20 protein-coding genes are annotated in these 23,453 nt (G+C 58.9%); 9 read left to right on the top strand and 11 right to left on the bottom strand.

Going from position 1 to position 23,453, the window contains the following annotated elements; genetic code table 11:
* Positions 1–109: 109 nt before the first annotated feature.
* Positions 110–724, bottom strand: coding sequence for a response regulator (locus tag ACSQ13_RS12600; RefSeq protein WP_295511736.1), 615 nt, complete (start codon positions 722–724; stop codon positions 110–112).
* Between the two features lie 445 nt (positions 725–1,169).
* Here ACSQ13_RS12600 and ACSQ13_RS12595 point away from each other — a divergent pair, with 445 nt between their 5' ends.
* From ACSQ13_RS12595 to ACSQ13_RS12570, 6 genes are all read left to right on the top strand, one after another.
* On the top strand, positions 1,170–1,676 hold the full coding sequence (locus tag ACSQ13_RS12595) for an oxidoreductase (protein ID WP_295511738.1): 507 nt from the start codon (positions 1,170–1,172) through the stop codon (positions 1,674–1,676).
* Between the two features lie 54 nt (positions 1,677–1,730).
* A complete protein-coding gene (locus tag ACSQ13_RS12590) occupies positions 1,731–4,301 on the top strand; it encodes a hybrid sensor histidine kinase/response regulator (protein WP_295511740.1) in 2,571 nt (856 codons plus the stop codon).
* A 277-nt stretch (positions 4,302–4,578) separates the two neighbouring features.
* Positions 4,579–4,959, top strand: coding sequence for a hypothetical protein (locus tag ACSQ13_RS12585; protein WP_176250800.1), 381 nt, complete (start codon positions 4,579–4,581; stop codon positions 4,957–4,959).
* 179 nt (positions 4,960–5,138) lie between these two features.
* The gene (locus ACSQ13_RS12580) at positions 5,139–6,128 is read left to right on the top strand and encodes a glycosyltransferase (protein ID WP_295511741.1); all 990 of its coding nucleotides are present in this window, start codon (positions 5,139–5,141) and stop codon (positions 6,126–6,128) included.
* 68 nt (positions 6,129–6,196) lie between these two features.
* Entirely contained in the window at positions 6,197–7,666 is a 1,470-nt protein-coding gene (locus ACSQ13_RS12575; protein ID WP_295511743.1) for a cobyric acid synthase, read from the top strand.
* Between the two features lie 76 nt (positions 7,667–7,742).
* Positions 7,743–8,288 (top strand): biotin transporter BioY, encoded by a 546-nt coding sequence (locus ACSQ13_RS12570; protein ID WP_176250797.1) that lies wholly within the window; start codon positions 7,743–7,745, stop codon positions 8,286–8,288.
* A gap of 21 nt (positions 8,289–8,309) precedes the next feature.
* Here the strand turns inward: ACSQ13_RS12570 and ACSQ13_RS12565 are convergent, their stop codons facing one another.
* From ACSQ13_RS12565 to ACSQ13_RS12535, 7 genes are all read right to left on the bottom strand, one after another.
* Entirely contained in the window at positions 8,310–9,707 is a 1,398-nt protein-coding gene (locus ACSQ13_RS12565) for a M20 family metallopeptidase (protein ID WP_295511745.1), read from the bottom strand.
* A complete protein-coding gene (locus tag ACSQ13_RS12560) occupies positions 9,694–11,115 on the bottom strand; it encodes a mannose-1-phosphate guanylyltransferase/mannose-6-phosphate isomerase (RefSeq protein WP_176250795.1) in 1,422 nt (473 codons plus the stop codon). The genes ACSQ13_RS12565 and ACSQ13_RS12560 overlap by 14 nt, the downstream gene beginning before the upstream one ends.
* A gap of 112 nt (positions 11,116–11,227) precedes the next feature.
* On the bottom strand, positions 11,228–12,400 hold the full coding sequence (locus tag ACSQ13_RS12555) for a DegT/DnrJ/EryC1/StrS family aminotransferase (RefSeq protein ID WP_295511746.1): 1,173 nt from the start codon (positions 12,398–12,400) through the stop codon (positions 11,228–11,230).
* Positions 12,397–13,326, bottom strand: a complete 930-nt coding sequence (locus ACSQ13_RS12550; protein WP_176250793.1) for a GDP-L-fucose synthase family protein — start codon at positions 13,324–13,326, stop codon at positions 12,397–12,399. The genes ACSQ13_RS12555 and ACSQ13_RS12550 overlap by 4 nt, the downstream gene beginning before the upstream one ends.
* Before the next feature lie 3 nt (positions 13,327–13,329).
* The gene (gmd, locus tag ACSQ13_RS12545; protein WP_176250792.1) at positions 13,330–14,451 is read right to left on the bottom strand and encodes a GDP-mannose 4,6-dehydratase; all 1,122 of its coding nucleotides are present in this window, start codon (positions 14,449–14,451) and stop codon (positions 13,330–13,332) included.
* A gap of 160 nt (positions 14,452–14,611) precedes the next feature.
* Complete coding sequence (locus ACSQ13_RS12540; protein WP_295511748.1) at positions 14,612–15,538, bottom strand: isoaspartyl peptidase/L-asparaginase family protein; 927 nt, start codon at positions 15,536–15,538, stop codon at positions 14,612–14,614.
* 72 nt (positions 15,539–15,610) lie between these two features.
* A complete protein-coding gene (locus ACSQ13_RS12535; RefSeq protein ID WP_295511750.1) occupies positions 15,611–17,824 on the bottom strand; it encodes an NADP-dependent isocitrate dehydrogenase in 2,214 nt (737 codons plus the stop codon).
* 181 nt (positions 17,825–18,005) lie between these two features.
* Between ACSQ13_RS12535 and ACSQ13_RS12530 the strand changes: the two genes are divergently transcribed.
* From ACSQ13_RS12530 to ACSQ13_RS12520, 3 genes are all read left to right on the top strand, one after another.
* Positions 18,006–18,833 carry a class II aldolase/adducin family protein gene (locus ACSQ13_RS12530; RefSeq protein WP_295511752.1) on the top strand — a complete coding sequence of 276 codons (828 nt, stop codon included), beginning with the start codon at positions 18,006–18,008 and terminating at the stop codon, positions 18,831–18,833.
* A gap of 114 nt (positions 18,834–18,947) precedes the next feature.
* Positions 18,948–19,535 (top strand): histidine phosphatase family protein, encoded by a 588-nt coding sequence (locus tag ACSQ13_RS12525; protein WP_176250788.1) that lies wholly within the window; start codon positions 18,948–18,950, stop codon positions 19,533–19,535.
* A 33-nt stretch (positions 19,536–19,568) separates the two neighbouring features.
* Positions 19,569–20,486, top strand: coding sequence for a 3-hydroxyacyl-CoA dehydrogenase NAD-binding domain-containing protein (locus tag ACSQ13_RS12520; RefSeq protein ID WP_176250787.1), 918 nt, complete (start codon positions 19,569–19,571; stop codon positions 20,484–20,486).
* Positions 20,487–20,497: 11 nt separating this feature from the next.
* Here ACSQ13_RS12520 and recR read toward each other — a convergent pair whose 3' ends face one another.
* The 3 genes from recR to ACSQ13_RS12505 all read right to left on the bottom strand — a co-directional run bounded on the left by recR (position 20,498) and on the right by ACSQ13_RS12505 (position 23,359).
* Positions 20,498–21,091: a recombination mediator RecR gene (gene recR / locus ACSQ13_RS12515; RefSeq protein WP_176250786.1), complete on the bottom strand. Its 594-nt coding sequence runs from the start codon at positions 21,089–21,091 to the stop codon at positions 20,498–20,500.
* A 73-nt stretch (positions 21,092–21,164) separates the two neighbouring features.
* A complete protein-coding gene (locus tag ACSQ13_RS12510; protein ID WP_176250785.1) occupies positions 21,165–21,509 on the bottom strand; it encodes a YbaB/EbfC family nucleoid-associated protein in 345 nt (114 codons plus the stop codon).
* Positions 21,510–21,601: 92 nt separating this feature from the next.
* Positions 21,602–23,359, bottom strand: a complete 1,758-nt coding sequence (locus ACSQ13_RS12505) for a DNA polymerase III subunit gamma/tau (RefSeq protein ID WP_295511753.1) — start codon at positions 23,357–23,359, stop codon at positions 21,602–21,604.
* Positions 23,360–23,453: the final 94 nt, after the last annotated feature.

Raw genomic sequence — 23,453 nt, 5'->3', positions numbered from 1 at the left:
GCCGGCTGCGGTAAAGGGTTTTCCGGCGCTGTCTGATCCTCGGCCACTTCGCGCAGGGGGGGCGCTATGGATATTTGGACGGCGACCCTATCCGTTCGGATAGGCTGTCTCAGAACAAACCCGATTCGCGTGCGATCAATGCGGCCTGGGTGCGGTTGGCGGCACCGACCTTGCGGTACAGTGTCTTCATATGCAGCTTGACGGTGGGCTCTGTAATATCAAGATCGCGGGCGATTTCCTTGTTCGATTTCGCCTCCGTCAGCCCTTTTAGCACCTGCAACTCGCGCGGCGACAGTTTTTCAGCCAGCGGGTGGTCTGGGGTATCTTCGATTGCGGTCATGAAATCGATCGGCGCGTATTGTTCCCCCATGGCCATAAACTTGACCGCATTGATCATGGATTTGGCAGGAAGCGTCTTGGGCACAAATCCGGCGGCTCCTGCTTCTAGCGCTTGTTCAGCGATTTCACGGGTGGCTTCGCCAGATAACAGGGCGACCCGCTGGCCACCGTTCATGGCAATTGTGGTGCGCAGACCGTCCAGACCGTTCATGCCTGGCATATTCAAATCCAGCAAAATCAGATCATATGGGTCCTGTGTCTCGATAAGCTGGTGCGCCTGGCTCAGATTAGCGGCCTGACTGACGACGATGTCCCCTTTCGCTTCAAGAAACATCGCCAATGTATCTCGAAGCAGGTCATGGTCGTCAGCGATAAGTACGCGCATTCCGGTCTCCTTGGTTAATAATACACGTAAACGGTGATTGCGACTGTTGCACGCTAAAACTAGGGCGCATTCGTGGCAGGCCCAACACCTCTTTCGGTTAGGTCTGTCGTCCTTCGGGTAGAACCCAGCCCCCTAGTGGGGTTCTGTTAACCAAAGCGTCATCGTGCTGTGCCGCCGCTCAGTTGAGCGTATGAGAGCGATCCATCGGGCTGAGGACAACTGAGCCCCTCAGGGATTTCCCTGATGACACGCGCCAACTTTCACACTGGACCGCCCGGAGTTGGAAGCAGAGCGGATCGAATTCCTGCGCAACTGCACCGCGCCCCTGCGTCAGGTTGCCTGAAGGACGAACCTATCCGAAAGGATAGGTTCGTATCCCTCTGCCCATTCGCGCGGGTGGTGAAGCCGTGCGATAACGCGCATGGTCAGGAAGAGGATCCTTTTAATGCTGCCGTCGTTCTTGAAAGCCCTGTTTTTTATAACGATTTTCAATGTGCCGGTATGGGCAGACGATCTTGGCGCAGCGCAGGGTGAAGTCTTGTTGACTGTGTCGGGTGCCATCGAAGTGACAAATGCTGACGGCGTGGCCCAGTTTGATCTGGCTATGCTGGAGGCGCTTGGCAATACAGTGATCGATACGTCGACCATCTGGACCGATGGCACCCAATCTTTTCAGGGCGTTCCGCTGAATGTCCTGATCGACCACTTGGGCATCAAGGGTGAAAACCTGCGGGCCGCCGCGATCAATGACTATGCCGTTGAAATACCTACCTCTGATGCGGTCGCGGGTGGCCCGATTATTGCCTACAGACTGAATGGTGATCTTATGTCCGTCCGCGACAAAGGCCCGCTTTGGATTGTGTACCCTTACGATCTGGATCAGGAATATCGCAGCGAAGTGATCTATTCGCGCAGCATCTGGCAGCTCGACCGTATCGAAGCGTTGGACTAAGGATATAGGAGAGAGCACCTCGGTATGGTGCAACCGATGCCGGGAGCCTCGCCAATGTCACGCTTTGCGAAGATTTCTTTGCGGTTTAAAGTAGCGTTTTTCGTGCTGCTGGGACTGATCGGCGTTGCATCGGTTGTCTATCTTTCCACAAATGTCACGCGCGACCTGAAGCTTTTGAGCTCTGACAGTTCGGACAATGTCCAGTGGACGTTGGCACAAGCCGAGGTGGAGTTCATTGAATTCCAGCTGCATCTGGCGACGATCAATTTGGAAGACGCCGCTGACATCAGAACGCTTCGACGTGAATACGACATCTTTTACAGCCGCATCCGAACCCTCAAGCAGTCGTCGATCTACGCCAACCTGCGCAAGCAATTCGATTTCTCGAACAATCTGTCCCTTGTTCAGCGTTTTCTGGATCAAACGGTCGAGATCATCGACGCAGATGACGCGGAACTGGTCGCGCGCCTGCCGGAACTAAGCGAACGCGCCACTGGCATCAGGCAGAGCGTCCGCCGGCTGTCGAATTCGGCCTTGGATTTCTTTGCGCGCGATTCAGACGAGCGGCGCAGGAGTGTCGCGGTCACCCTAAGCCAGATGGCCTTTGGTGTTACGGCTCTGCTGGTCGCTTTGCTGCTTTTGTCGCTGTATCTGAATTTCCTGAACCGCGTCAATATTCGCCGCCGGGCCGAGGCGATCGAGGCAAGCGAGCGTATGAATGTCGTAACCAGCACTGCGCTGGACGCCGTGATTGTGGTGGACACCCAAGGCAAAATTCTCGATTTCAACGCAGCCGCCGAACAGATTTTCGGGTATCCCGCAACAGAAGCGATCGGTCAGGGACTGGGCCCATTGATTGTTCCAGATCATCTTCGCGAAGCGCATGAACTGGGTATGAAACGCATGCGCAAGTACGGTGAGAAACGCGTTGTCGGCCAGGGCCGTGTCCAGCTCGAGGCCAAACGCTCGTCGGGCGATGTGTTCCCCGTTGAACTGGCAATCCAGTCGGCGACGACCAAAGAGGGCGAGATATTCATCGCCTTCTTGCGCGATATCTCGACTCAGGTGGAGGCCGAGCGCGAACTGGTCAGGGCGCGTGACATGGCGATGGCCGGTGAAAAAGCCAAGACCGATTTTCTGGCCACGATGAGCCATGAAATCCGCACGCCCTTGAACGGGTTGATGGGCAATCTGACCTTGCTGAGCGACACCAAGCTCAGCGCGAAACAGGCCCGCTATATCAAGAATATGAACACCTCCGGCAAACTTCTGATGAGCCATATTTCGGATGTTCTGGACATTACGAAATATGACGCGGGCAAGCTGCGATTGCGCCCTGTGGCGATGAACATCAGCATGTTGTTACAAGATATCGTGGATAATCAAAGCGGTGCTGCCTTGGCGAATGGCACCACATTGGAATGGGACTGGGTGGGGGCACCCGCAAATTGGATTTGCGCAGATCGCGACCGCATCCAGCTTATCTTGATGAATGTGATCGGCAACGCAGTCAAATTCACCCGCGACGGGCGGGTCGTTATCCACGCCGAAGTGATTGGCAACTTGAACAACACGCCGGAATTGCAGATCGTTGTGTCAGACACGGGCATCGGCATGACCGAAGAGCTGCAGGCCGAAATATTCAATGACTTTACGACCGGCGACAGCTCTTATGATCGCGATGTGGGGGGCACGGGGCTGGGTCTGGGGATCGCGCAGCGGTTTGTTCAGGCGTTGGGCGGCGATATCGACGTGGCGAGCACCTTTGGTGAAGGCAGTTCTTTCAGTATCCGCTTTCCCATCGTTCCGATCGAAGCCACTGATGACCACGCCAAAAAGCGCCGCGATTTGCAGTTGGCCAATGGCCGCAAGATTTTGCTGGTGGAAGATAACGAGATTAACCGCCTTGTCGCGCGTGAACTGTTGGCAGCCGCAGGCCACGATGTGACCGAGGCGCATAATGGTCAGGAAGCTTTTGAAGCGGCCCAGGACACGCGCTTTGATCTGATCTTGATGGATATCAGTATGCCGGTCCTGGACGGGCGCGGTGCGACCCGTGCAATCAGGAGCGGGGGCGGCGTGAATGCCAAGACCGCCATTGTGGCACTGACCGCAAACGCCATGGCCGAAGAACAAGAGGCATTCCTGTCCGACGGGATGAACGATATCCTTACCAAACCTCTGGTCCGCGAACACCTGTTGCATCTGGTCACCCGTCATTTCCAAGGTGACGACATAAAACCCCAGTCAGTCGAGGCCGCAACGTCGGCTGTCGCGACGCAGAATCTGGCTGATTTGCGCGAGACACTGGGCCTTGAACGGATGGCGTCCGTGCTTGACCGTTATGAAACCGAGATCGCAGATGCGATTGCTGCTTTGTCGGGTCCAACGGTCGGGACCCTCGATGAGACAGCGCAGCTGGCGCACCGCTTGGCCGGATCCTCGGCGGCTTTGGGCGCGGTGGAAATGCGGGCGGCGCTCGTCGAGATCGAAAACGCTGCGAAAGCAAACGATCCGGCGCGTCTGCGCAAAATGATCGCGCGGCTTGCAGCTGTCTGGGCCAATACCCAACCCATGCTGCGCGCTGACCGGCGTGACACGCCCAGGGATGTGGCGGGGCGCTAATTTTCACAGTGCAATTTTCCCGAACATGCGACCAGCTTTGCCATGCGTGAAAGCGGCTTTAGGTGTCTGACAACATTGCAAAACCGTCCTGAGCGATAGGGTTTAACGCCGGATCGGTGAGCCAATTTTTGACGGTCCAACCTACCTATGTATCAGTCCCCCTATCCCAACGGATAGAACGCTAGTCGATTGTGTTGGCGACCTGTCCTGTGGCGTCCGTTAAATGCGTCAGGGCGTTGGTTAAAACGGGTCTAACAGATTTGATTGGACCCTACACATGTTGGCAGAAGCACACACAGCTTCAAGGATTGCGCAAAACCTTTTCGCCCCTGGCGTCTTAAAGGTTACAGCCAAGGCATCGCGCCTGCTGGTGCAACCGCTGTGCGCCATGTCGAACATGCCCATCCGCAATACGGCGTTTGTTGCGCCTGGCGGCTGTGACCGTGGTCTGGTCCGCTACGAAAATTTTGATTGGTTGATCCGTGTCGTCGTCAAAGGCACACGGTTGACCGGTTTGGCGTCCCTCCAGACGTGGCATCGCACCAACATCGGTACTCTCTCGACCGATCTTGGTGCGATCCTGTCTGGCCGCACCCAGGCGATTAGAACCTCCGCCCACTTGGGCATCCGGTTCGCGGCCCTGCGCCAATTCTCTTAATCCTGATCTGCCTGAAAGGTTTCTCCGATGATACGTGCTTCGACTGCTGTTCCTGCTTTCAATGTTTCAGCATTGCTCGGTCAGGCCGCGCGTGGGCACGTCTGCGTGCTGCGTCAGGCGAACTGCGGTCTTGCTGGTCCACGCAACATCGATATTTCGGTGGCGCGGGGGGCGATTCTGTGAAGCAAACCAAGATCGTCCATCTTATCGACGACACGACAGCCGGTGGCGTGATGCGCGTACTGGCGCACATCAAATCCGCACCTGCACTGTCCCGGAATGCGACCCATGAACTGCGCTGCGTGTCACGCGACAGTCGGTGGATCGGCCAGATCAAGGCCGATATCATCGTGTCGCATCTGGCGATCAGCTGGCGCGCGCTGCCGATGTTGACGGCTTTGCGGTTAAGCCATCCAACCACGGCTCTGGTTCATGTTGAACACAGCTATACTTGCGGTTTTGGCAAGCATAACGTCAACCACCCGCGGCGGTTTTCGGCATTGTTGCGGGTCTCGTACCAGTTGTTCAACAAGCTTGTTGTCGTCAGTCACGCGCAAGGTGCATGGTTGGTCCACACCAGAGCAGTGCCCAAGCGCAAGTTGGTTGTGATCCAGTCTTGTGTCGATCTGTCGGCGTTTCGCAAGATTTCTCCACCGCGCAACCGGGTGCGGGTCATTGGTGTGATCGGACGGCTGGACTGTCAAAAGGGCTTCGACACCTTTATTCGTGCGTTTCGCCAGACGATTAACCCCGGCTTGAGCCTGTATATCTATGGCGAAGGGCCGGAAGAACCCGCCCTGCGTGAACTTGCAGGGACGGATGAGCGGATCAAATTCATGGGATGGGCGAAAAATCCGGTACACGCCATCGCATCGGTCGATGCGGTTGTCATGCCCTCCCTCTGGGAATCCTACGGCCTCGTTGCAATCGAAGCATTGGCAGCGGGGAGGCAATTGGTGGTCAGCGGGATCGACGGACTGTCCGATCACGTCGCATACGGGGCGCATATTGCTGAAACCCCCACTGTAGAAGGCTGGCAGATGGAAATACAGACATTGACCCGGCTTGATCTCGCGACACTGCCCAAGCCCGCGTCGTCTTGCGATCACCTTGAATCCGTTTTCAATGCACGGTGGCAGTCATTGATCGCCGAACTGGCCCCGCAATAACCCGCAGGCTTGACGCCGGGGCTGGCGGCTGACACGACATCGGCGCAGCCATATGTCAAGGACCCGTCATGCCCACACGCGCCATCATGATACAGGGCACAGGCTCTAACGTGGGTAAATCAATGCTGGTCGCGGGGCTGTGTCGCGCGGCTTTCCGGCGCGGCATATCGGTGGCCCCATTCAAGCCGCAAAACATGTCGAACAACGCCGCCGTCACTGCTGATGGCGGGGAAATTGGCCGCGCCCAGGCTTTGCAGGCCATGGCGTCGGGGCGCGAGCTGTCGGTGCATATGAACCCGGTCTTGCTCAAGCCGGAAACCGACACCGGATCGCAAGTGGTCATTCAGGGCCGTGCCCAAAGCCGGCTTGAGGCGCGCGATTTCGGCGGTGCCCGTGGCGTGTTGCTGAAACCGGTGATGGAAAGCTTTGGCATCCTTGCGAAAACCGCTGACCTGATCATCGTCGAAGGGGCGGGCAGCCCGGCCGAGACAAACCTGCGCAAGGGCGACATCGCGAATATGGGCTTTGCCCGTGCGGCCAATGTGCCGGTGATCCTGGCGGGCGACATTGATCGGGGCGGAGTGATCGCCCAGATCGTTGGCACCAAATCGGTGATAGACCCCGATGACGCCGCCATGATCGCGGGTTTCCTGATCAACAAATTCCGCGGCGACGTGCGCCTGTTCGATGACGGATACGACGATATCATCCAGCGCACCGGCTGGGCCGGCTTTGGTGTGCTGCCGTGGTTTTACGGGGCGCATCTGCTGCCCGCAGAAGATGCCGTCGATCTGGCCCGCGCGCGGTCGGATGGGGCGTTTCACATCGTCTGCCCGATGCTGTCGCGCATCTCCAACTTTGATGATCTCGACCCCTTGGCGGCAGAGCCGTCGGTGCGGTTGACCATGATCCCGCCGGGCACCCCGCTGCCCGCTGATGCCGATCTGGTGATCTTGCCGGGCACCAAATCCACCCGAGGCGATCTGGCATTTTTGCGGTCGCAAGGCTGGGATATCGACCTGCTGGCCCATGTCAGGCGCGGCGGGCATGTCTTGGGGATTTGCGGCGGGTATCAGATGCTCGGCAAGGTTGTGGGTGATCCGGCCGGGCTGGAAGGGCCGGCGGGGCAAGACGCGGGGCTGGGTCTGCTCGATGTCGAAACCCGCATGGCAGCGGATAAAACCCTGACCCGTGTTGCCGCGCTGCATTGCGCCACGGCGGCGCAGATCGACGGCTATGAAATCCATATCGGTCAAACAACAGGGCCCGACTGCCAGCGCCCGTTCAGCCGGATCGGCACGGCACAGGACGGGGTGCCGGATGGGGCCGTTTCACGAGATGGCAAAATCGCGGGCACCTATCTGCACGGGTTGTTTTCCAACGACGGGTTCAGGGCGGCGTGGCTGGCGCAGTTCGGGCTGGTCGCGGCACCGGTATCCTATAGCCAAACGGTCGAGGATACGCTGGACCAGCTTGCCGAACATATGGAGCAACATCTGGATGTTGCAGCGCTTTTGGATTGTGCCGGATTGGTCTGAAACCGGACCAATAGAATGCTTGCATCTTGGTTTATTCGAGGGAATACACCTGCAACTGAAACTGGAGACTAAATAATTGGAACGTAATCTGACCCTCGTTGCCTTGTTTGCCGCGCTTATCGCTGCACTTGCGCTGATCCCTCAATTCACCCTGGCCTTTGGTGTGCCGATCACGGCGCAAAGCCTTGGTATCATGCTGTGCGGAACCGTTCTGGGGTCCAAACGCGGTGCCCTTGCGGTTTTGTTGTTCATGCTGCTTGTCGCGATGGGCCTGCCCTTGCTGGCCGGTGGTCGTGGCGGTCTTGGCTCGTTCATGCTGCCCTCGTCGGGCTTTTTGATCGGCTTTCCTTTTGCTGCCTTCGTAACCGGCCTGATCGTTGAAAAATGGCAGGGCCCGTCGCTGGCGATCGTTGCTGGCGTTGCATCGGTTATTGGCGGCATCGTTGTGCTGTATATCTTTGGTATTGCCGGGCTTGCCATCGCGCTGGACAAATCCGTGCTGGAAGCCGCTGCACTGGTCACGGTCTTTATCCCCGGTGACATCATCAAGGCGGTATTGGCCGGTCTGATCACCGCCGCCCTGTTCAAGGCACGCCCTGCAAGCGTGTTGTCGCGCGCCTGAAACACTGTGAAAGCGCCCTGATTACGGGGCGCTTTCGCCTATGTCCCAGAACAGCCCTGTCATGATTTGCAGCCCGCTTTGACAGACGGATTGCAGCGCATGTTCGTTCGGGGCGTGCTGGTTGCAGCCTAGATAGCTGTGGGGAATCCAGACCGTGGGCAGCCCCAGAATATCCGCAAAACATTCATTCGGCAGTGAACCGGCAAGGTTTGGCAGCACATGCGGTGCCATGCCGGTCGTCTGCGTGATCGACGTTTTGACATAGGTGACCCAAGGATGGGTCGGGTCCAACCGCGTGGCGGGAAAAATCTCGGCGTGGGGGACGATCTGCACCTTTTGCAAACCCTGTGCATCCAGATGGTCGCGCAGGGCAGGCAGCAACGCTTCGGGGTCGGTACCCACCACATAGCGCAGCTGGCAGGTCGCCCGCGCCTTGCCCGAAATGGCATTCACCGGCGCATCCGGCACGCCGCTGGTCATGGCCAGCACTGCAAAGGAATTCCAGCCATAGGCCCGCTCTGCCGGGGTCAGGGTTTCCTCGCCCCAATCCTCGTCAACGGGGGGAAAGCTGCCTTCGACAATGGGCAAGCCGTCCAGCGCATCGCGGATGGTCTGGGTCAGGCTGTCGGGCCGCCACTGCGGAATGCGCAACTGCCCGCGTGCATCGGTGATCGACGCGATGGCATGACACAACAAGATCGCCGGATCGGCCAGCAAGCCGCCCCAATTGCCAGAATGATGCGCGCCTTCGCGCAGGTCTACGACGAGATCAAAACTTGCACCGCCGCGTGCGCCCATGAACATCGTCGCCCGATCCGGTCGTAAACGCGGCCCGTCCGAGGCAATCAACACATCCGCCGCCAGCAGGTCTTTGTTGGCGCTGATAAAGCCCGCCAACCCCGGTGATCCGATTTCTTCGCTCATCTCGAAGATGACTTTGACGTTGAACCCAAGGCTGCCGCGCGCGGCCAATACGGTTTCCAGCGCCTTGAAGTTGATCAGATGCTGAACCTTGTTATCCGCCGCACCACGGCCATACAGACGGTCGCCGTCCTCGGTCAGCTCGAACGGGGTTAACCCTTCGCGCCATTGGTCGGTTTGCGCGCGGGTCACGTCGCCATGGCCATAGGTCAAAACAGTGGGCAGGGATGGCTCTTCGATCCGCAAGCCCACCAAAAGCGGCCCGCCGGACGGGTCGGGGTTGTCATGGATCTGGCAGGCAAAGCCCATCGCGCCCAGCCGCGGTTCAATCGCCTCGTGCAGATACCGCGCCAGTTGCGGCTTTTGGTCGGGCGTCTGGCTTTCCGTCTGAAACGCAACAAGCGCAGCGAGGTCTGATTTCAGCCGCCCGCTGTCAAAATATGCCTGTGCATCTGCACGCGCACCGTCGCGGGGCGTGCCTTGGTCAACTGCGGGCATAGACATCCTCATAGCGGATAATATCGTCTTCCCCCAGATAGCTCCCGGTCTGGACTTCGATCAACACCATCGGCACCTTGCCGGGGTTTTCCATGCGGTGAACGGCCCCCAGCGGGATATAAACCGACTGGTTTTCGCTGATCAGCTTTACGCTGTCATCAACGGTGACCCGTGCCGTGCCTTCCACGACGATCCAGTGTTCGGACCGGTGGTGATGGCTTTGCAGGCTCAGCGATGCACCGGGGTTCACCACGATGCGTTTCACCTGAAAGCGGCCCCCGATCACAAGGCTCTCGTACCAGCCCCAAGGCCGGTAATCGCGGGGCAGTTGCACGGCCTGACCCGACCCCTTGGCCTTGAGCGCATCAACGGCTTCTTTCACCCGTTGCGCTTTGGATTTGTCAGCGACCAGCACCGCATCCCCCATGGCAATGGCGACGATATTGTCCAGCCCGATGCCGACCAGTTGCAAGCCGTCGGTCTCAGACCGCAGCAGCGTATCGGTACAATCAATCGCGGTGGCATTGGCGGAACAGACGTTGCCCTGGGCATCGGGGCCGGATTCCATCCAGACGGCATCCCAGCCCCCCAGATCGGACCATCCCGCCCCAAAGGGCATGACCGCCAGATTATCGGCCTTTTCCATGATCGCATAATCGATCGAGATATCGTCGGCCTTGGCCCATTCGTTAGGGTCCAGACGGGTAAAGCCAAGATCGGGATCGGCCTGTGTCAAGGCATGGGTGACAGCGGTCAGCAAGGCGGGCGCGTGTGTTTCATAGGCGGCGATGATGGCATCGGCGGTGAATAGGAAAATACCGGCATTCCACAGGAAATTGCCTGCCGCCAGCATTCTGGTCGCGCGGTCTGCATCCGGTTTTTCAACAAAGCGCGCCAACGTCTGCGGTATGTCTGCCCCGGCATCCGCACCCGCCGCCAGCTCAAGATAGCCGTATCCGGTTTCGGGGCGTGTGGGCGTGATGCCAAAGGTCACCAGATCGCCCGACTGCGCCCGCGGCACGGCAGCCTGCACCGTGGCGGCAAAGGCGGCGGTGTCGGGAATGACGTGATCCGAGGGGGCCACCAGCATCAGCGCGGCGGGGTCGGTCTTGGCGATCCACAGCGCAGCGGCAAGGATCGCAGGCGCTGTATTGCGGCCATCGGGTTCGATCAAGATACCCATCGCAGCCTGTTCGACCTGCGCCAGTTGCTCGGTCACGATAAAGCGGAACGGGTCACCGGTGACAATCACCGGGGCTGCATATTCCGGGCCGGACAGACGCCGGGCCGAGGCCTGAAACAGGCTTTCGTCCCCCATCAGCTTTGCGAACTGCTTGGGGTATGATTTGCGCGACAGTGGCCACAGGCGCGTACCAGAACCGCCACAAAGAAGGATAGGATGGATCATGATGCAAACCTTAACAGCGATTAATCTAACGAGACATTAATAAAAATAGATCCGGTCGCCCCTGCGGCATCCCGCCCGCCGCATCGGCAGGGGCGGGATACGGTTGAGAGCATCAGACCCGCAGATCGGCCAGCGCGTCGACGGCTTCGGGGATCGGATAATGATGGTTGCCGACAAACAGCCCGTTCACGTCAATATACTGCGCATTCGGCAGGGTCCCGTGGATCACATGGGGGATATGCTCCATCACCGGGTTCTTGGTGAAATTGCCGGCCACGATGGGGCGACATTCAAACCCAAGGCTGCCCAGCTTGGTCACCAGCTCACTGCGCGTGATGCCGACATCAGGGCGCAACAACAGCGAAAACCCGAACCAGCTGCTTTCCCCGATTTCTTCTTGCAGGGTAAACAGCGGATGGTTCGACAGCCCCTCGACGAACAGCTTGGCATTGTCGCGCCGTCCCTTGATCAGATCGGGCAATTTCTTCAACTGCTCTTGGCCCAAGGCACCCGACATTTCCAGCGGACGCAGGTTGTAGCCGGGCAGCACAAAGTTAAAGCTTTCCTCGAAGGGATCATCGCTTTTGGTGCCTGTCACGCGGTTTTCTTTGGGCAGGTGCCGCGTCCAGCCATGTGACCGCATCGACAGCATGATGTGGTACAGTTCTTCGTCGTCGGTGGTGACAAGCCCACCTTCCATCGTGGAAATATGATGCGAGAAAAAGCTGGAGAAACTGCCCACATGGGCGAATGTTCCGGTCTGCTTGCCGCCGAAAGTCGCCCCCATAGATTCGCAATTGTCTTCGAGCAGCACGATTTTGCGGTCGCCGATGATTGCCTTGATCCGGTCGAAATCATTGGGGTTGCCCAGCAGGTTCACAATCATGATCGCGCGGGTTTTGTCGGTCACCGCCTCTGCCAGTGCATCCAGATCATAGTTCAACGTGCCGCGGTCGATATCGACGAATTTCTGCACCAGACCATATTGGGCCAGCGGATAATATGTGGTCGACCAGCTTACCGCAGGGACGATGATCTCGTCTCCGGCTTTCAGGCGCAAATCCTCGTTCTTGGAATAGAATAACGCGCCCGTCATCAGCAGGTTCGCAGAGGAACCGGAGTTCACCATAACAGCGTATTTCGCCCCGAAAAACGCGGCGAACTGTTCCTCAAAGCTGCGGACCTCGGGGCCCATTGAATACATGTCTGACTTGATCACCCGTTGCAGGGCATCTTGCTCGGCCTGATCCCAAGACGAGGTGGCAAGAGGAAAGCGCGGGCTCATGATTTTGATGTCTCCAGATAGTATTGATAGGTCTTGGTAATGCCATCCTCGAGCGAGGTTTGCGGCTGCCATCCCCATGCGGTTTGGCGCGATGTATCGGATAGCTTGCGGGCCATGCCTGTGGGTTTGCTCAGATCATGGGAAAAGCTGCCCTGCCATCCGATCACCCGCGCCACGGTCGCGTAAAAGTCGTTGATGCTGTGGTCATGGCCGACGCCGATGTTCATCAGATCGGGGATGTTTTCGATGTCATCCGCCGCCCGGAACACCGCATCGGCCAGATCGGCAGAATACATGAATTCGCGCCGCGCCATCCCGTCGCCCCAGATTTCGACCGTCGGATCGCCCGCCAGTTTGGCATCATGCACCTTTTGAATGATCGCCGGCAGCAAATGCGACACTTCGGGGTCAAACTTGTCATAGGGCCCGAACAGATTGCAGGGGATCAACGTCTTGTATTGAAATGTCGGATCTTCGCGGCGGATATACTGGCACAACCGCAGCGCAAAAATCTTGGCGATGGCATAGCCCTCGTTGGTGGGCTCAAGCTCTCCGGTCAGCAGCAAATCCTCGCTTAGGGGATTGGCGGCGGCACGCGGATAAATGCAGGTGGAGCCCAGATTGATCAGCTGTTTCACGCCAGCCTCATAGGCCCCCATGATCACATTGCGGCCAATGGTGATGTTACGATCCAGAAAGGCGACAGGTTGTGCCATATTGGCACTGATGCCACCGACCTTGCCGGCGGAATGCACAATCAGATCGGGCTGCTCTGCCTTGATGAAATCCGCCACAGCGGCGCTGTTCATCAGATCAAGCGCGCTGCTGGACGGGGCAATGATCTGCCAGTTTGCGGCGGCTGCGTGATCCTGAACATTCCGGCCCACCATACCGGCCCCGCCGGTAAGGAAAAGTTTTCCTGCCATGGATTAATCCTCGCGCGCGATGAACGCATCAAAACCGTGATCGACCAGCAGGCGCGCACGTTTGGCAATTTTCAGATCGCTTTTCACCATCTCGGCACACATTTCCTGCGTGGTGATCTGCGGCTCCCACCCCAGTTTGGCCTTGGCTTTGGCGGGCGAGCCGAGCAGCGTTTCCACCTCGGCGGGGCGGAAATATTTCGGGTCGATTTTCAGCACCACATCACCGGGTTTCACGCCGGGGGCATCGTCGCCCTTGATGCTGTCCACGATGGCGCGTTCATTGATGCCGGTCCCCTCAAAGCGCAGGGTGATCCCCAGCTCGGCGGCGGACCATGTGATGAACTGGCGCACCGAATATTGCACACCGGTCGCGATCACGAAATCTTCGGGTGCGTCCTGCTGCAACATCATCCATTGCATGCGCACGTAATCCTTGGCGTGGCCCCAATCGCGCAACGCGTCGATGTTGCCCATGTACAGGCACTGCTCCAACCCTTGCGCGATATTGGCCATGCCACGGGTGATCTTGCGGGTCACGAACGTCTCGCCACGGCGCGGGGATTCGTGGTTAAAGAGGATCCCATTGCAGGCATACATGCCATAGGCCTCGCGGTAGTTCACCGTGATCCAATAGGCATACATCTTGGCCACCGCATAAGGGCTGCGCGGATGGAAAGGCGTGGTTTCTGTCTGCGGGGTTTCCTGCACCAAACCGTAAAGTTCGGAGGTTGACGCTTGGTAAAAGCGCGTCTTTTTCTCCAGCCCCAGAAACCGGATCGCCTCCAGCAGACGCAAGGCACCGGTGGCATCCACATCTGCGGTATATTCGGGCGACTCAAAACTGACTGCCACATGGCTTTGCGCGCCAAGGTTATAGACCTCGTCGGGCTGCACTTCGCTGATGATCCGCGTCAGGTTAGAACTGTCGGTCAGATCGCCGTAATGCAGGTGCAGCTTGGGGTTTTCCTCGTGCGGGTCTTGGAAAATATGGTCGATCCGCTGGGTGTTCAACGATGACGCCCGGCGCTTGATCCCGTGCACCTCATATCCCTTTTCCAGCAAAAATTCCGCCAGATAGGACCCGTCCTGTCCTGTAATTCCGGTGATAAGTGCGCGTTTGGTCATGGAGGCTCCGGTGCAGTCAATTACATTTCGTTCAACCCGACATTGGCCGAACAGTAGGTTGTTTTAAACAGGATACCGCTGTGGTGGCAAACCTATGGTGTGGATTCGCGCAATCTATTTGGCAAACCGGACGACCCTGCACCTGCGCACAGATACCGTGTCACCGGTATATAAGCGTCTCGAAACGATTTTCATGGGTGACCGACCCGCGATACATGCCCTCGCAATTGAACGGCATCGCGATATTGCCCTGTGCATCAACGGCAATCACGCCGCCCGACCCGTCGTTTTGCGCCAGATCGACGTTCACCACATGGTCCGCCGCATCGGCCAGCGACTGGCCGGCGTGGCGCATTCTGGCGGCAATCTCGGAGGCGGCGGTAAAGCGGATGAACACCTCGCCATGGCCGGTGCCAGATACCGCGCAGGTGGCATTGTCGGCGAAAGTACCCGCGCCGATCAGCGGCGTATCGCCCACGCGACCGGGGGCCTTGGCAGTCATCCCGCCCGTGGATGTGGCGGCGGCCAGCGTGCCATGCACATCGCAGGCGACAGCGCCAACCGTGCCGTGACGGCGGGCAGGGTCGTCATCAAGCGTGCCGTCGCTGCGCATCTTGAGCGTGGCTTGCAGCGCGTCCCAGCGGGGCTGGGTAAAGAAATAGGGGGCGTCCTCGAACGGCAGGCCTGCGTCGCGGGCCGTTTTCAGCGCGTTCGGCCCGATCAGCAGCACATGGTCGGTCCGTTCCATCACCGCACGGGCCGCGCGGATCGGGTTGCGCGGGCCGAAAATGCCGGCAACGGCACCGGCCCGGCGAAATTCACCTTCCATAATGGCGGCGTCCATTTCTTGTTGGCCGTCACTGGTGAATACCGCCCCGCGCCCGGAATTGAACAACGGTTCGTCCTCAAGCGCGCAAACGGCGGCGGTAACAGCATCCAGCGCGCTGCCTTGATCGGCCAGAACAGCATGGCCCGCATCCAGCGCGCGGCGCAGACCGGCGTGATAAGCGGCCTCAAGCTCTGGCGTCATGGAGGATTTCAGGATCGTGCCAGCACCACCATGCACGGCAAGGGAAAAGCGGGTCATGGGCAAGCCTTGGCTAAGGGAATAATCAAAGAAAAACCCCGCCCCCTAAGCTAAGGGGCGGGGCTGGATCGTTTAGCCGATGATGGCGTTCAGCGTGGCCGAGGGGCGCATGACCGCTTCGGTTTTGGCCGGGTCCGAATGGAAGTACCCCCCCAGATCAACGGCTTTGCCTTGGACCTCGGCCAGTTCGGCCATGATCTTGTCTTCGTTCGCGGCCAGCTTTTCCGCGATAGGGGCGAAATGCTTGGCCAGATCGGCATCACCGGTCTGTGCGGCCAAGGCCTGCGCCCAATACATCGCGAAATAATAGTGGCTGGCGCGGTTGTCGGGCTGGCCGACTTTCCGCGACGGCGATTTGTTGTTGTCGAGGATGCCTTGCGTGGCATCATCAACCGCCTTGCCCAAAATCCGTGCCTTTTCGTTGTTCTTTTGATCGGCCAGGAACTTGAGGCTTTCACCCAAGGCGCAGAATTCACCCAAGGAATCCCAACGCAGATGGTTTTCGTCGACCAACTGCTGAACGTGCTTGGGGGCAGACCCGCCAGCACCGGTTTCAAACAAACCACCGCCCTGCATCAGCTTCACGATCGACAGCATCTTGGCCGAGGTGCCCAGTTCGAGGATCGGGAACAAATCGGTCAGATAGTCGCGCAGCACGTTGCCGGTGATCGCGATGGAGTTCGCACCTGTGCGGATCGTTTCCAGCGTTTGACGCGTGGCCTTGGCGGACGACAGGATCTGGAACCTGTCAGCCACGCCTTTGGCTTCGAGGATCGGCTTTACATAGGCGATCAGTTCGGCGTCATGGGCGCGGTCTGCATCCAGCCAGAAGATGGCTTCGCAGCCTTCGGCCTTTTGACGGTCGATGGCCAGTTGCACCCAATCTTCGATCGGTGCCTTGCGGGCCGATGCGGCGCGCCAGATGTCGCCCGCTTCAACGCTGTGTTCGGAAATCACATCGCCATTGGCCGCGATCATCTTGACCGTACCATCGGCAGGAATTTCAAACGTGGTGGGGTGGGAGCCGTATTCCTCGGCCTTTTGGGCCATCAAACCGACGTTCTGCACAGTGCCCGAAGTTGTCGGGTCCAGCGCGCCGGTTTCTTTGAAATACTTGATGCTTTCGTCATAGACGGGGGCATAGGAATTGTCAGGGATCACACAGTTGGTGTCGTGTTCCTTGTTGTCCGGGCCCCAGCCCTTGCCACCGGCGCGGATCAGCGCGGGCATCGACGCGTCGATAATCACGTCAGACGGCACGTGCAGGTTGGTGATGCCCTTGTCCGAGTTGACCATATACATTGGCGGCTGCGCGGCCATGGCGGCTTCGACTGCAGCAACAATCTCGGCGTTGCCCTCAATACGGGCCATCATGTCGCCGATACCGGCGTTGGGGTTCACGCCCGCGGCTTTCAACTCATCACCGTATTTGTCGAAAACGGGCTTGAGGAATTCACGCACAGCATGGCCGAAAATGATCGGGTCCGACACCTTCATCATCGTCGCTTTCATGTGGAGCGAGAACAATGTGCCGTCTTTTTTGGTTTCTTCGATCTGCTCGGCCAGAAACTTGTCCAGTGCCTTGGCGGACATGAATGTCGTGTCAACAACAGTACCGGCAGGGAAGGTCACGCCGTCTTTCAGCACGGTCTCGGACCCGTCAGCGGCCACGTGCACGATTTTGGCGGCACCTGCCTGGGCGTCCGTCAACGTCAGGGATTTCTCGTTCGAGAAGAAATCACCGCCCGACATCGCGGAAACCTTGGTTTTGCTGTCCTTGGACCATGTGCCCATCGAATGCGGGTTTGCCATCGCGTATTTTTTGACCGCAATCGCCGCACGGCGGTCAGAGTTGCCTTCGCGCAGAACCGGGTTCACAGCCGACCCTTTGATCGCGTCATAGGCAGCGCGGGCTTTTTTCTCGGCGTCGGTGCTGGGGGCCTCGGGGTAATCGGGCAGGGCGTAGCCTTGGGATTGCAGTTCCTTAACGGCGGCCACCAATTGCGGCACCGATGCGGAAATGTTCGGCAGCTTGATCACGTTGGCATCAGGTGTTTTTACCAGTTCGCCCAGAAAAGCCAGATCGTCCGACTGTCTTTGATCGGCTGTCAGCGCGTCGGGGAAGGCGGCCAGAATACGACCTGCCAGCGAAATGTCGCGTGTGCCAACGGACACGCCCGCCGCATCGGCAAAGCTGCGAATGATCGGCAGCAAGGAATAGGTCGCCAGTTCTGGTGCCTCGTCGACCTTGGTATAAATGATGTCAGGTGTGTTCGTATCAGCCATGGTTTCAAGCCTTTCAGGAAGTTTGGTATGCGATAGTACACTAAAGCAGAAATATCCACCTCAACTGCGCAAGATATACCGTTAATTTAGGGAGGCGACAGCTGGAATTCCGGGAATGACGCTTGCTTACTGCACCCTGCGCCGCGCTATAGTTGCCCCAACTTTAAGGGAGGAGTGAGCGATGAATGATCAATCAGCGATGCAAAGGGGGACGGGTTTCGACATCCCCGATCCGGCTGATCTGCCCAGCTTGAAGGGCAAAGTATCTGAGACTGAATGGAAATTGCGCTGCGAACTGGCCGCGACCTACCGGCTTTGCGCGATGCACGGCTGGACCGATCTGGTCTTCACCCATATCTCGGCGCGGCTGCCGGACGAAGACGGGCAGGAACGGTTCCTGATCAATCCCTACGGCCTGATGTTCGACGAAATGACTGCCTCATCGCTGGTGAAAATCGATCTTGATGGCAATATCTGTCAGGAAACGCCGTATTTCATCAATCCGGCGGGGTTCACCATCCACTCTGCCATCCATGCCGCGCGTCATGATGCGGGCTGTGTGATCCACGTGCACACACCTTACGGTGTGGCCGTGTCGGTGCAAAAAGGCGGGCTGCGGCGCTATACGCAATTCTCGATGATCGTGAATAATGATCTGGCCTATCACGACTACGAAGGCATCGCGCTGAACCTTGATGAACGCGACCGCATCGTGAACGACATGGGCGACAAAAGCCTGCTGATGCTGCGCAATCACGGCACGCTGACCGTGGGGCCGAACTGTGCGCTGGCTTTCTTGCGGATGTATTTCCTTGAAAACGCCTGCAAAACCCAGATTTTCGCCCAAGCGGCGGGGGGTGAGGAACACCTGCACGAAGAAACCCAAGACATGGCCGATCTGGTGGCGAGCCAAGCGGCAGGTGCCTTTACACCCGGATCAGGCGATAATCTGGTCTGGCCGGGTTTGATGCGCAAACTCAAGCGGACCAATCCGGGCTACGACAGCTAAGAACCCCGCGCCGCTGCGCCGCCAACGGGTGGCGCGGCGCAATCATCGGCTTGGCCTTTGCGCGGCCATGGGTCAGACTGCGCGTGAATAGCAGTTTCAAAAAGGCACGTGACGATGAAATCCTATCCCAAAGTCTGGTTCTTGCGTCACGGTGAGACCGAATGGAACGCCGAAGGGCGTGTGCAGGGCCAAACCGAATCGGTGCTGTCGCCACGCGGGGTCCAGCACGCCCATCAGCAAGCGCGACTGATGGCCCCCATCCTCGCGCACAATCCGCCCTGCATCGTGTCGCCGCTCAAACGCACGCGCCAGACAGCTGATATCGCGCTGGGCGGGCGTGATTATGACATGGATGACCGCCTCAAGGAGGTCTTTGCTGGCGATTGGGAAGGCCATTTGCGCGCCGATATCTTCAAGAACCTGCCCGAGGGCATCACGCCCCAAAGCCCCCATATCGAATTCTACGCAGCCGCCCCCGGTGGCGAAGGGTTTGATACATTCCAAGCCCGTGTGCGGGATTTCGTGGCGACGCTGACACAGCCCACCGTGATTGTTGCCCATGGCCTAAGCGGTCAATTGCTGCGCGGCGAATTATGCGGGCTAAGCCGCGCTGAACTGGGACAACTGACAAACCGTCAGGGCTGCGTCTATGTGCTGGAAAACGGGGTCGAGACCGTGCTCGAGCTGGACGAAGTTGTTTAACGGCGGCGCATTATTTTCGGAAAGAGACCCTTGATGCCTGAAAAAACCACTGTCGCTGTTTTGGGGTGTGGTCTGATCGGGGCCAGTTGGACGGCGTTGTTTTTACGCGCGGGCCATGATGTGCGCGCTTGGGACCCGGACCCGCAGGTGCTTGCCGGATTTCGCGAAAGGGTGTCCGTGCCCTTGGCGCAACTGGATGAAATCGGCGGGGCGACTGGCCCCCAAGGCAGCTTGCACCTTTGCACTGATCTGGACGCAGCGGTTCAGGACGTGCGCCTGATCCAGGAAAACGCCCCCGAAAATGTACCGCTCAAACAAGACCTCTATGCCCGGATCGAAGCGCTTGTTGCGCGGGATGTGATTATCGCCTCAAGCACCTCGGCGCATCCGTGGTCGCATCTGTCTGTGGGCATGAAACACCCCGACCGCCTGATCACCGCGCACCCGTTCAACCCGCCGCATCTGGTGCCACTGGTCGAAGTCTTTGGCACCGATGACACCATCGTCGCATGGGCCGAGGCATTTTACACCGGCTTGGGATCGGTGCCGGTCAGGTTGAAAAAAGAAGCCGTCGGTCATATCGCCAACCGCCTTGCATCGGCGTTGTGGCGCGAAGCGGTGCATATCGTTGCCGAAGGGATTGCCGATGTCGAAGCCGTGGACAAAGCGCTGGTAAACGGCCCCGGTCTGCGCTGGTCCGTGCTGGGCGCGCATATGGCCTATCATCTGGGCGGCGGTGCGGGGGGCATGGCAGGCTATCTGGACCACCTCGGGGCCAGTCAGGAAAAACGCTGGGCAAGTTTGGGCACCCCCAGCCTGACCCCTGAAGTGCGCGATAAACTGGTGCAGGGCGTTACGGCCGAGGCCGCAGGGCGCAGCATTGCCGAACTGGAAGCAGAACGGGACGCGGCACTGATAGCCTTGGCAAAGCTGCGTCAGAAACCGGATTGATCTGATCTGATCTAGATTGCTTTGCGCGCGCGCATCGCTGCGGTGATCGTGCCGTCATCCAGATAATCCAGTTCGCCACCAATCGGCACACCTTGGGCCAGCGATGTCAGACGTACCTGCCCGTCAAGCTGGTCGGCGATGTAATGGGCGGTGGTCTGCCCGTCGATTGTGGCGTTCAGGGCAAGAATGACCTCGGTGATGTTTTCCGTCGCCACGCGGTCGATCAGACGGGGAATGCGCAGTTCCTGCGGGCCGATGGCATCAAGCGCCGACAAGGTGCCGCCCAACACGTGATAGCGCCCCTTGAACACGCCCGACCGTTCCATCGCCCAAAGATCGGCCACGTCTTCGACGACGCAAAGTTCGCCATTTGCACGTTTTTCAGAGGTGCAGATATCGCAGACATCGCTGGTGCCGACATTGCCGCAATTCAGACATTCACGTGCCGTCACGGCGACGGTCTGCATCATATCGGCCAGCGGGGTCAGCAGCAGGGCGCGTTTTCGGATCAGATGCAGCACCGCGCGCCGCGCCGATCTGGGGCCGAGGCCCGGAAGCCTCGACATCAGATCAATAAGGGCGTCGATATCGCGTGTGCTGCTCAAGGGGGTGGGCCTCGCGTGGGTTTCAAAAAGAGATTTTATGCCTTCGGCGAGGATTTAGAACCATTTGGAAGGATCAGAAGGGCAGCTTCATGTCGGCGGGCAGGCCCATCCCTTGGGTGAGTTTGCTCATCTCTGACTGGGCGCGATCGGTGGCTTTGGCTTGCGCATCCTTGATGGCGGCAAGGATCAGGTCTTCGACGACTTCTTTTTCGTCGCCGTTAAAGATCGACGGATCAATGTCGAGCGATTTCAATTCGCCCTTGGCGGTGCAGGTCGCTTTGACAAGGCCGGCACCGGATTCACCTTCGACGATGATATTGTGCATGTCTTCTTGCATCTGCGCCATTTTGCCCTGCATTTCCTGCGCGGCTTTCATCATCTTGGCCATGTCACCCATGGCACCCAAACCTTTTAACATTGTGACGTCTCCTGAATTTCGTGTCTTAGCTTATATGCGAATTGCGGGGGCGTGGGACAAGGGGCGGCTTGTCTGCCCCTTTGGTGTCGGGCCTAATCGTCCTCGAAAGGATCCCATTCGTCTTCGACCTCGGGCAAGGCTTCGGACACGGCGGCGGCTGCGATGTCTTCGGGGGTGCGGATCGACAGGATTTTCGCCCCTGGAAAGGTCGCCATCACGGCCTGCATCAAGGGATGGTTTTCAGCCTGCGATTTCAGCGCGTTTTCCTTGGCATCGCGGATTTCAGCGATGGTTTTCGCATCACTGTTGCCGACGATGATGACCGCCCAGCGGTTGCCCGTCCATTGTTGCAGGCGCGTGCCCAGACGTTGCGCCAGATCGCGTGGGGCATCATCGGTGGGTGCAAATTCGATGCGGCCGGGTTGGTAGGCGGCCAGTCGCACGGTGTTTTCGACTTCGACCAGCAGTTTCACATCACGGTAGGTGCGGATCAGTTCGACCACATGTTCAAAGCTGGGAAACCGCGCGAGCGCCTGATCGATCGCCGGGGCGGTTGCGGTCATGGTGACGCCGGTGGACCCGCCGGATTGCACATGCTGCCCGGCCATCGCCGACGCGGTCCCACCGCTGCCGCCACCACCAGCACCGCCACCGTTTGGCGCGGGTGCGTGCGGGGCCGCGGGGGGCGGTGTTGCATTGCCAAGCTTGCGCACCAGTTCTTCGGGGCTGGGCAGGTCGGCCACATGGGTCAGGCGGATCACCGCCATTTCAGCCGCCATCATTGCGTTGGGCGCGCTTGCGACCTCGTCCAGCGCCTTGAGCAGCATCTGCCACAGCCGCGTGAGCACGCGCATCGGCAGGGTGTCGGCCATGGTCAGGCCACGGTTGCGTTCTTCGGGCGACACGGTCGGGTCTTCGGCGGCGTCGGGGGTGATTTTCACGACTGACACCCAATGGGTGATCTCGGCCAGATCGCGCAGCACCGCCATCGGGTCGGCCCCGTCCGAATACTGGCTGCTGAGTTCGTTCAACGCACCCGCCGCATCGCCGCGCAGGATCATGTCAAACAGGTCCAGGACCCGGCCACGGTCGGCCAGCCCCAGCATCGCGCGCACCTGAACGGCGGTGGTTTCGCCTGCGCCGTGGCTGATCGCCTGATCGAGCAGGGAGGTCGCATCGCGGGCCGATCCTTCGGCGGCGCGGGTGATCAGCGCCAGCGCGTCATCAGCAATTTCCGCGCCTTCGGAGGTTGCGATTTTTCGCATCAGGGCGATCATCACCTCGGGTTCGATCCGGCGCAAATCAAAGCGCTGGCAGCGCGATAGCACCGTGACCGGCACCTTGCGGATTTCCGTGGTCGCAAAGATGAACTTCACATGTTCGGGCGGTTCCTCAAGCGTCTTCAGCAGGGCGTTGAACGCACCTGTCGACAGCATGTGCACCTCATCGATGATGTAGACTTTGTACCGGGCCGAGGCCGCACGGTAATGCACGGAATCGATAATCTCGCGGATATTGCCGACACCGGTGTTTGATGCGGCGTCCATCTCCATCACGTCGACATGGCGGCCTTCCATGATGGCCACGCAATGTTCGCATTCCCCGCAGGGTTCGGTGGTCGGGCCGCCCTGACCATCCGGCCCGATACAGTTCATTCCCTTGGCGATGATCCGCGCGGTGGTGGTTTTGCCGGTGCCCCTGATTCCGGTCATGATAAACGCCTGCGCAATGCGGTCTGCGGCAAAAGCATTTTTCAGGGTCCGCACCATGGCATCCTGACCGACGAGATCGGTAAAGGTCTCGGGCCGGTATTTGCGGGCAAGAACGCGGTAGGCAGAGGGTGCTGACATGAGGATCCTTCGGGGATTCGGTTTGTGGCCCAAGATAGGGCGCGGGCAGGGCAGCGTCCACCGCTGTTGGGCATGGCAGTGTTAGGCGTTGAAC

The sequence above is a fragment of the Sulfitobacter sp. SH22 genome, assembly GCF_965641905.1.
In the GTDB taxonomy this organism is placed as follows: Bacteria; Pseudomonadota; Alphaproteobacteria; order Rhodobacterales; family Rhodobacteraceae; genus Sulfitobacter.
Note: the sequence above shows the minus strand (reverse complement) of the source record. Positions and strands in the feature narration are given on the sequence as shown.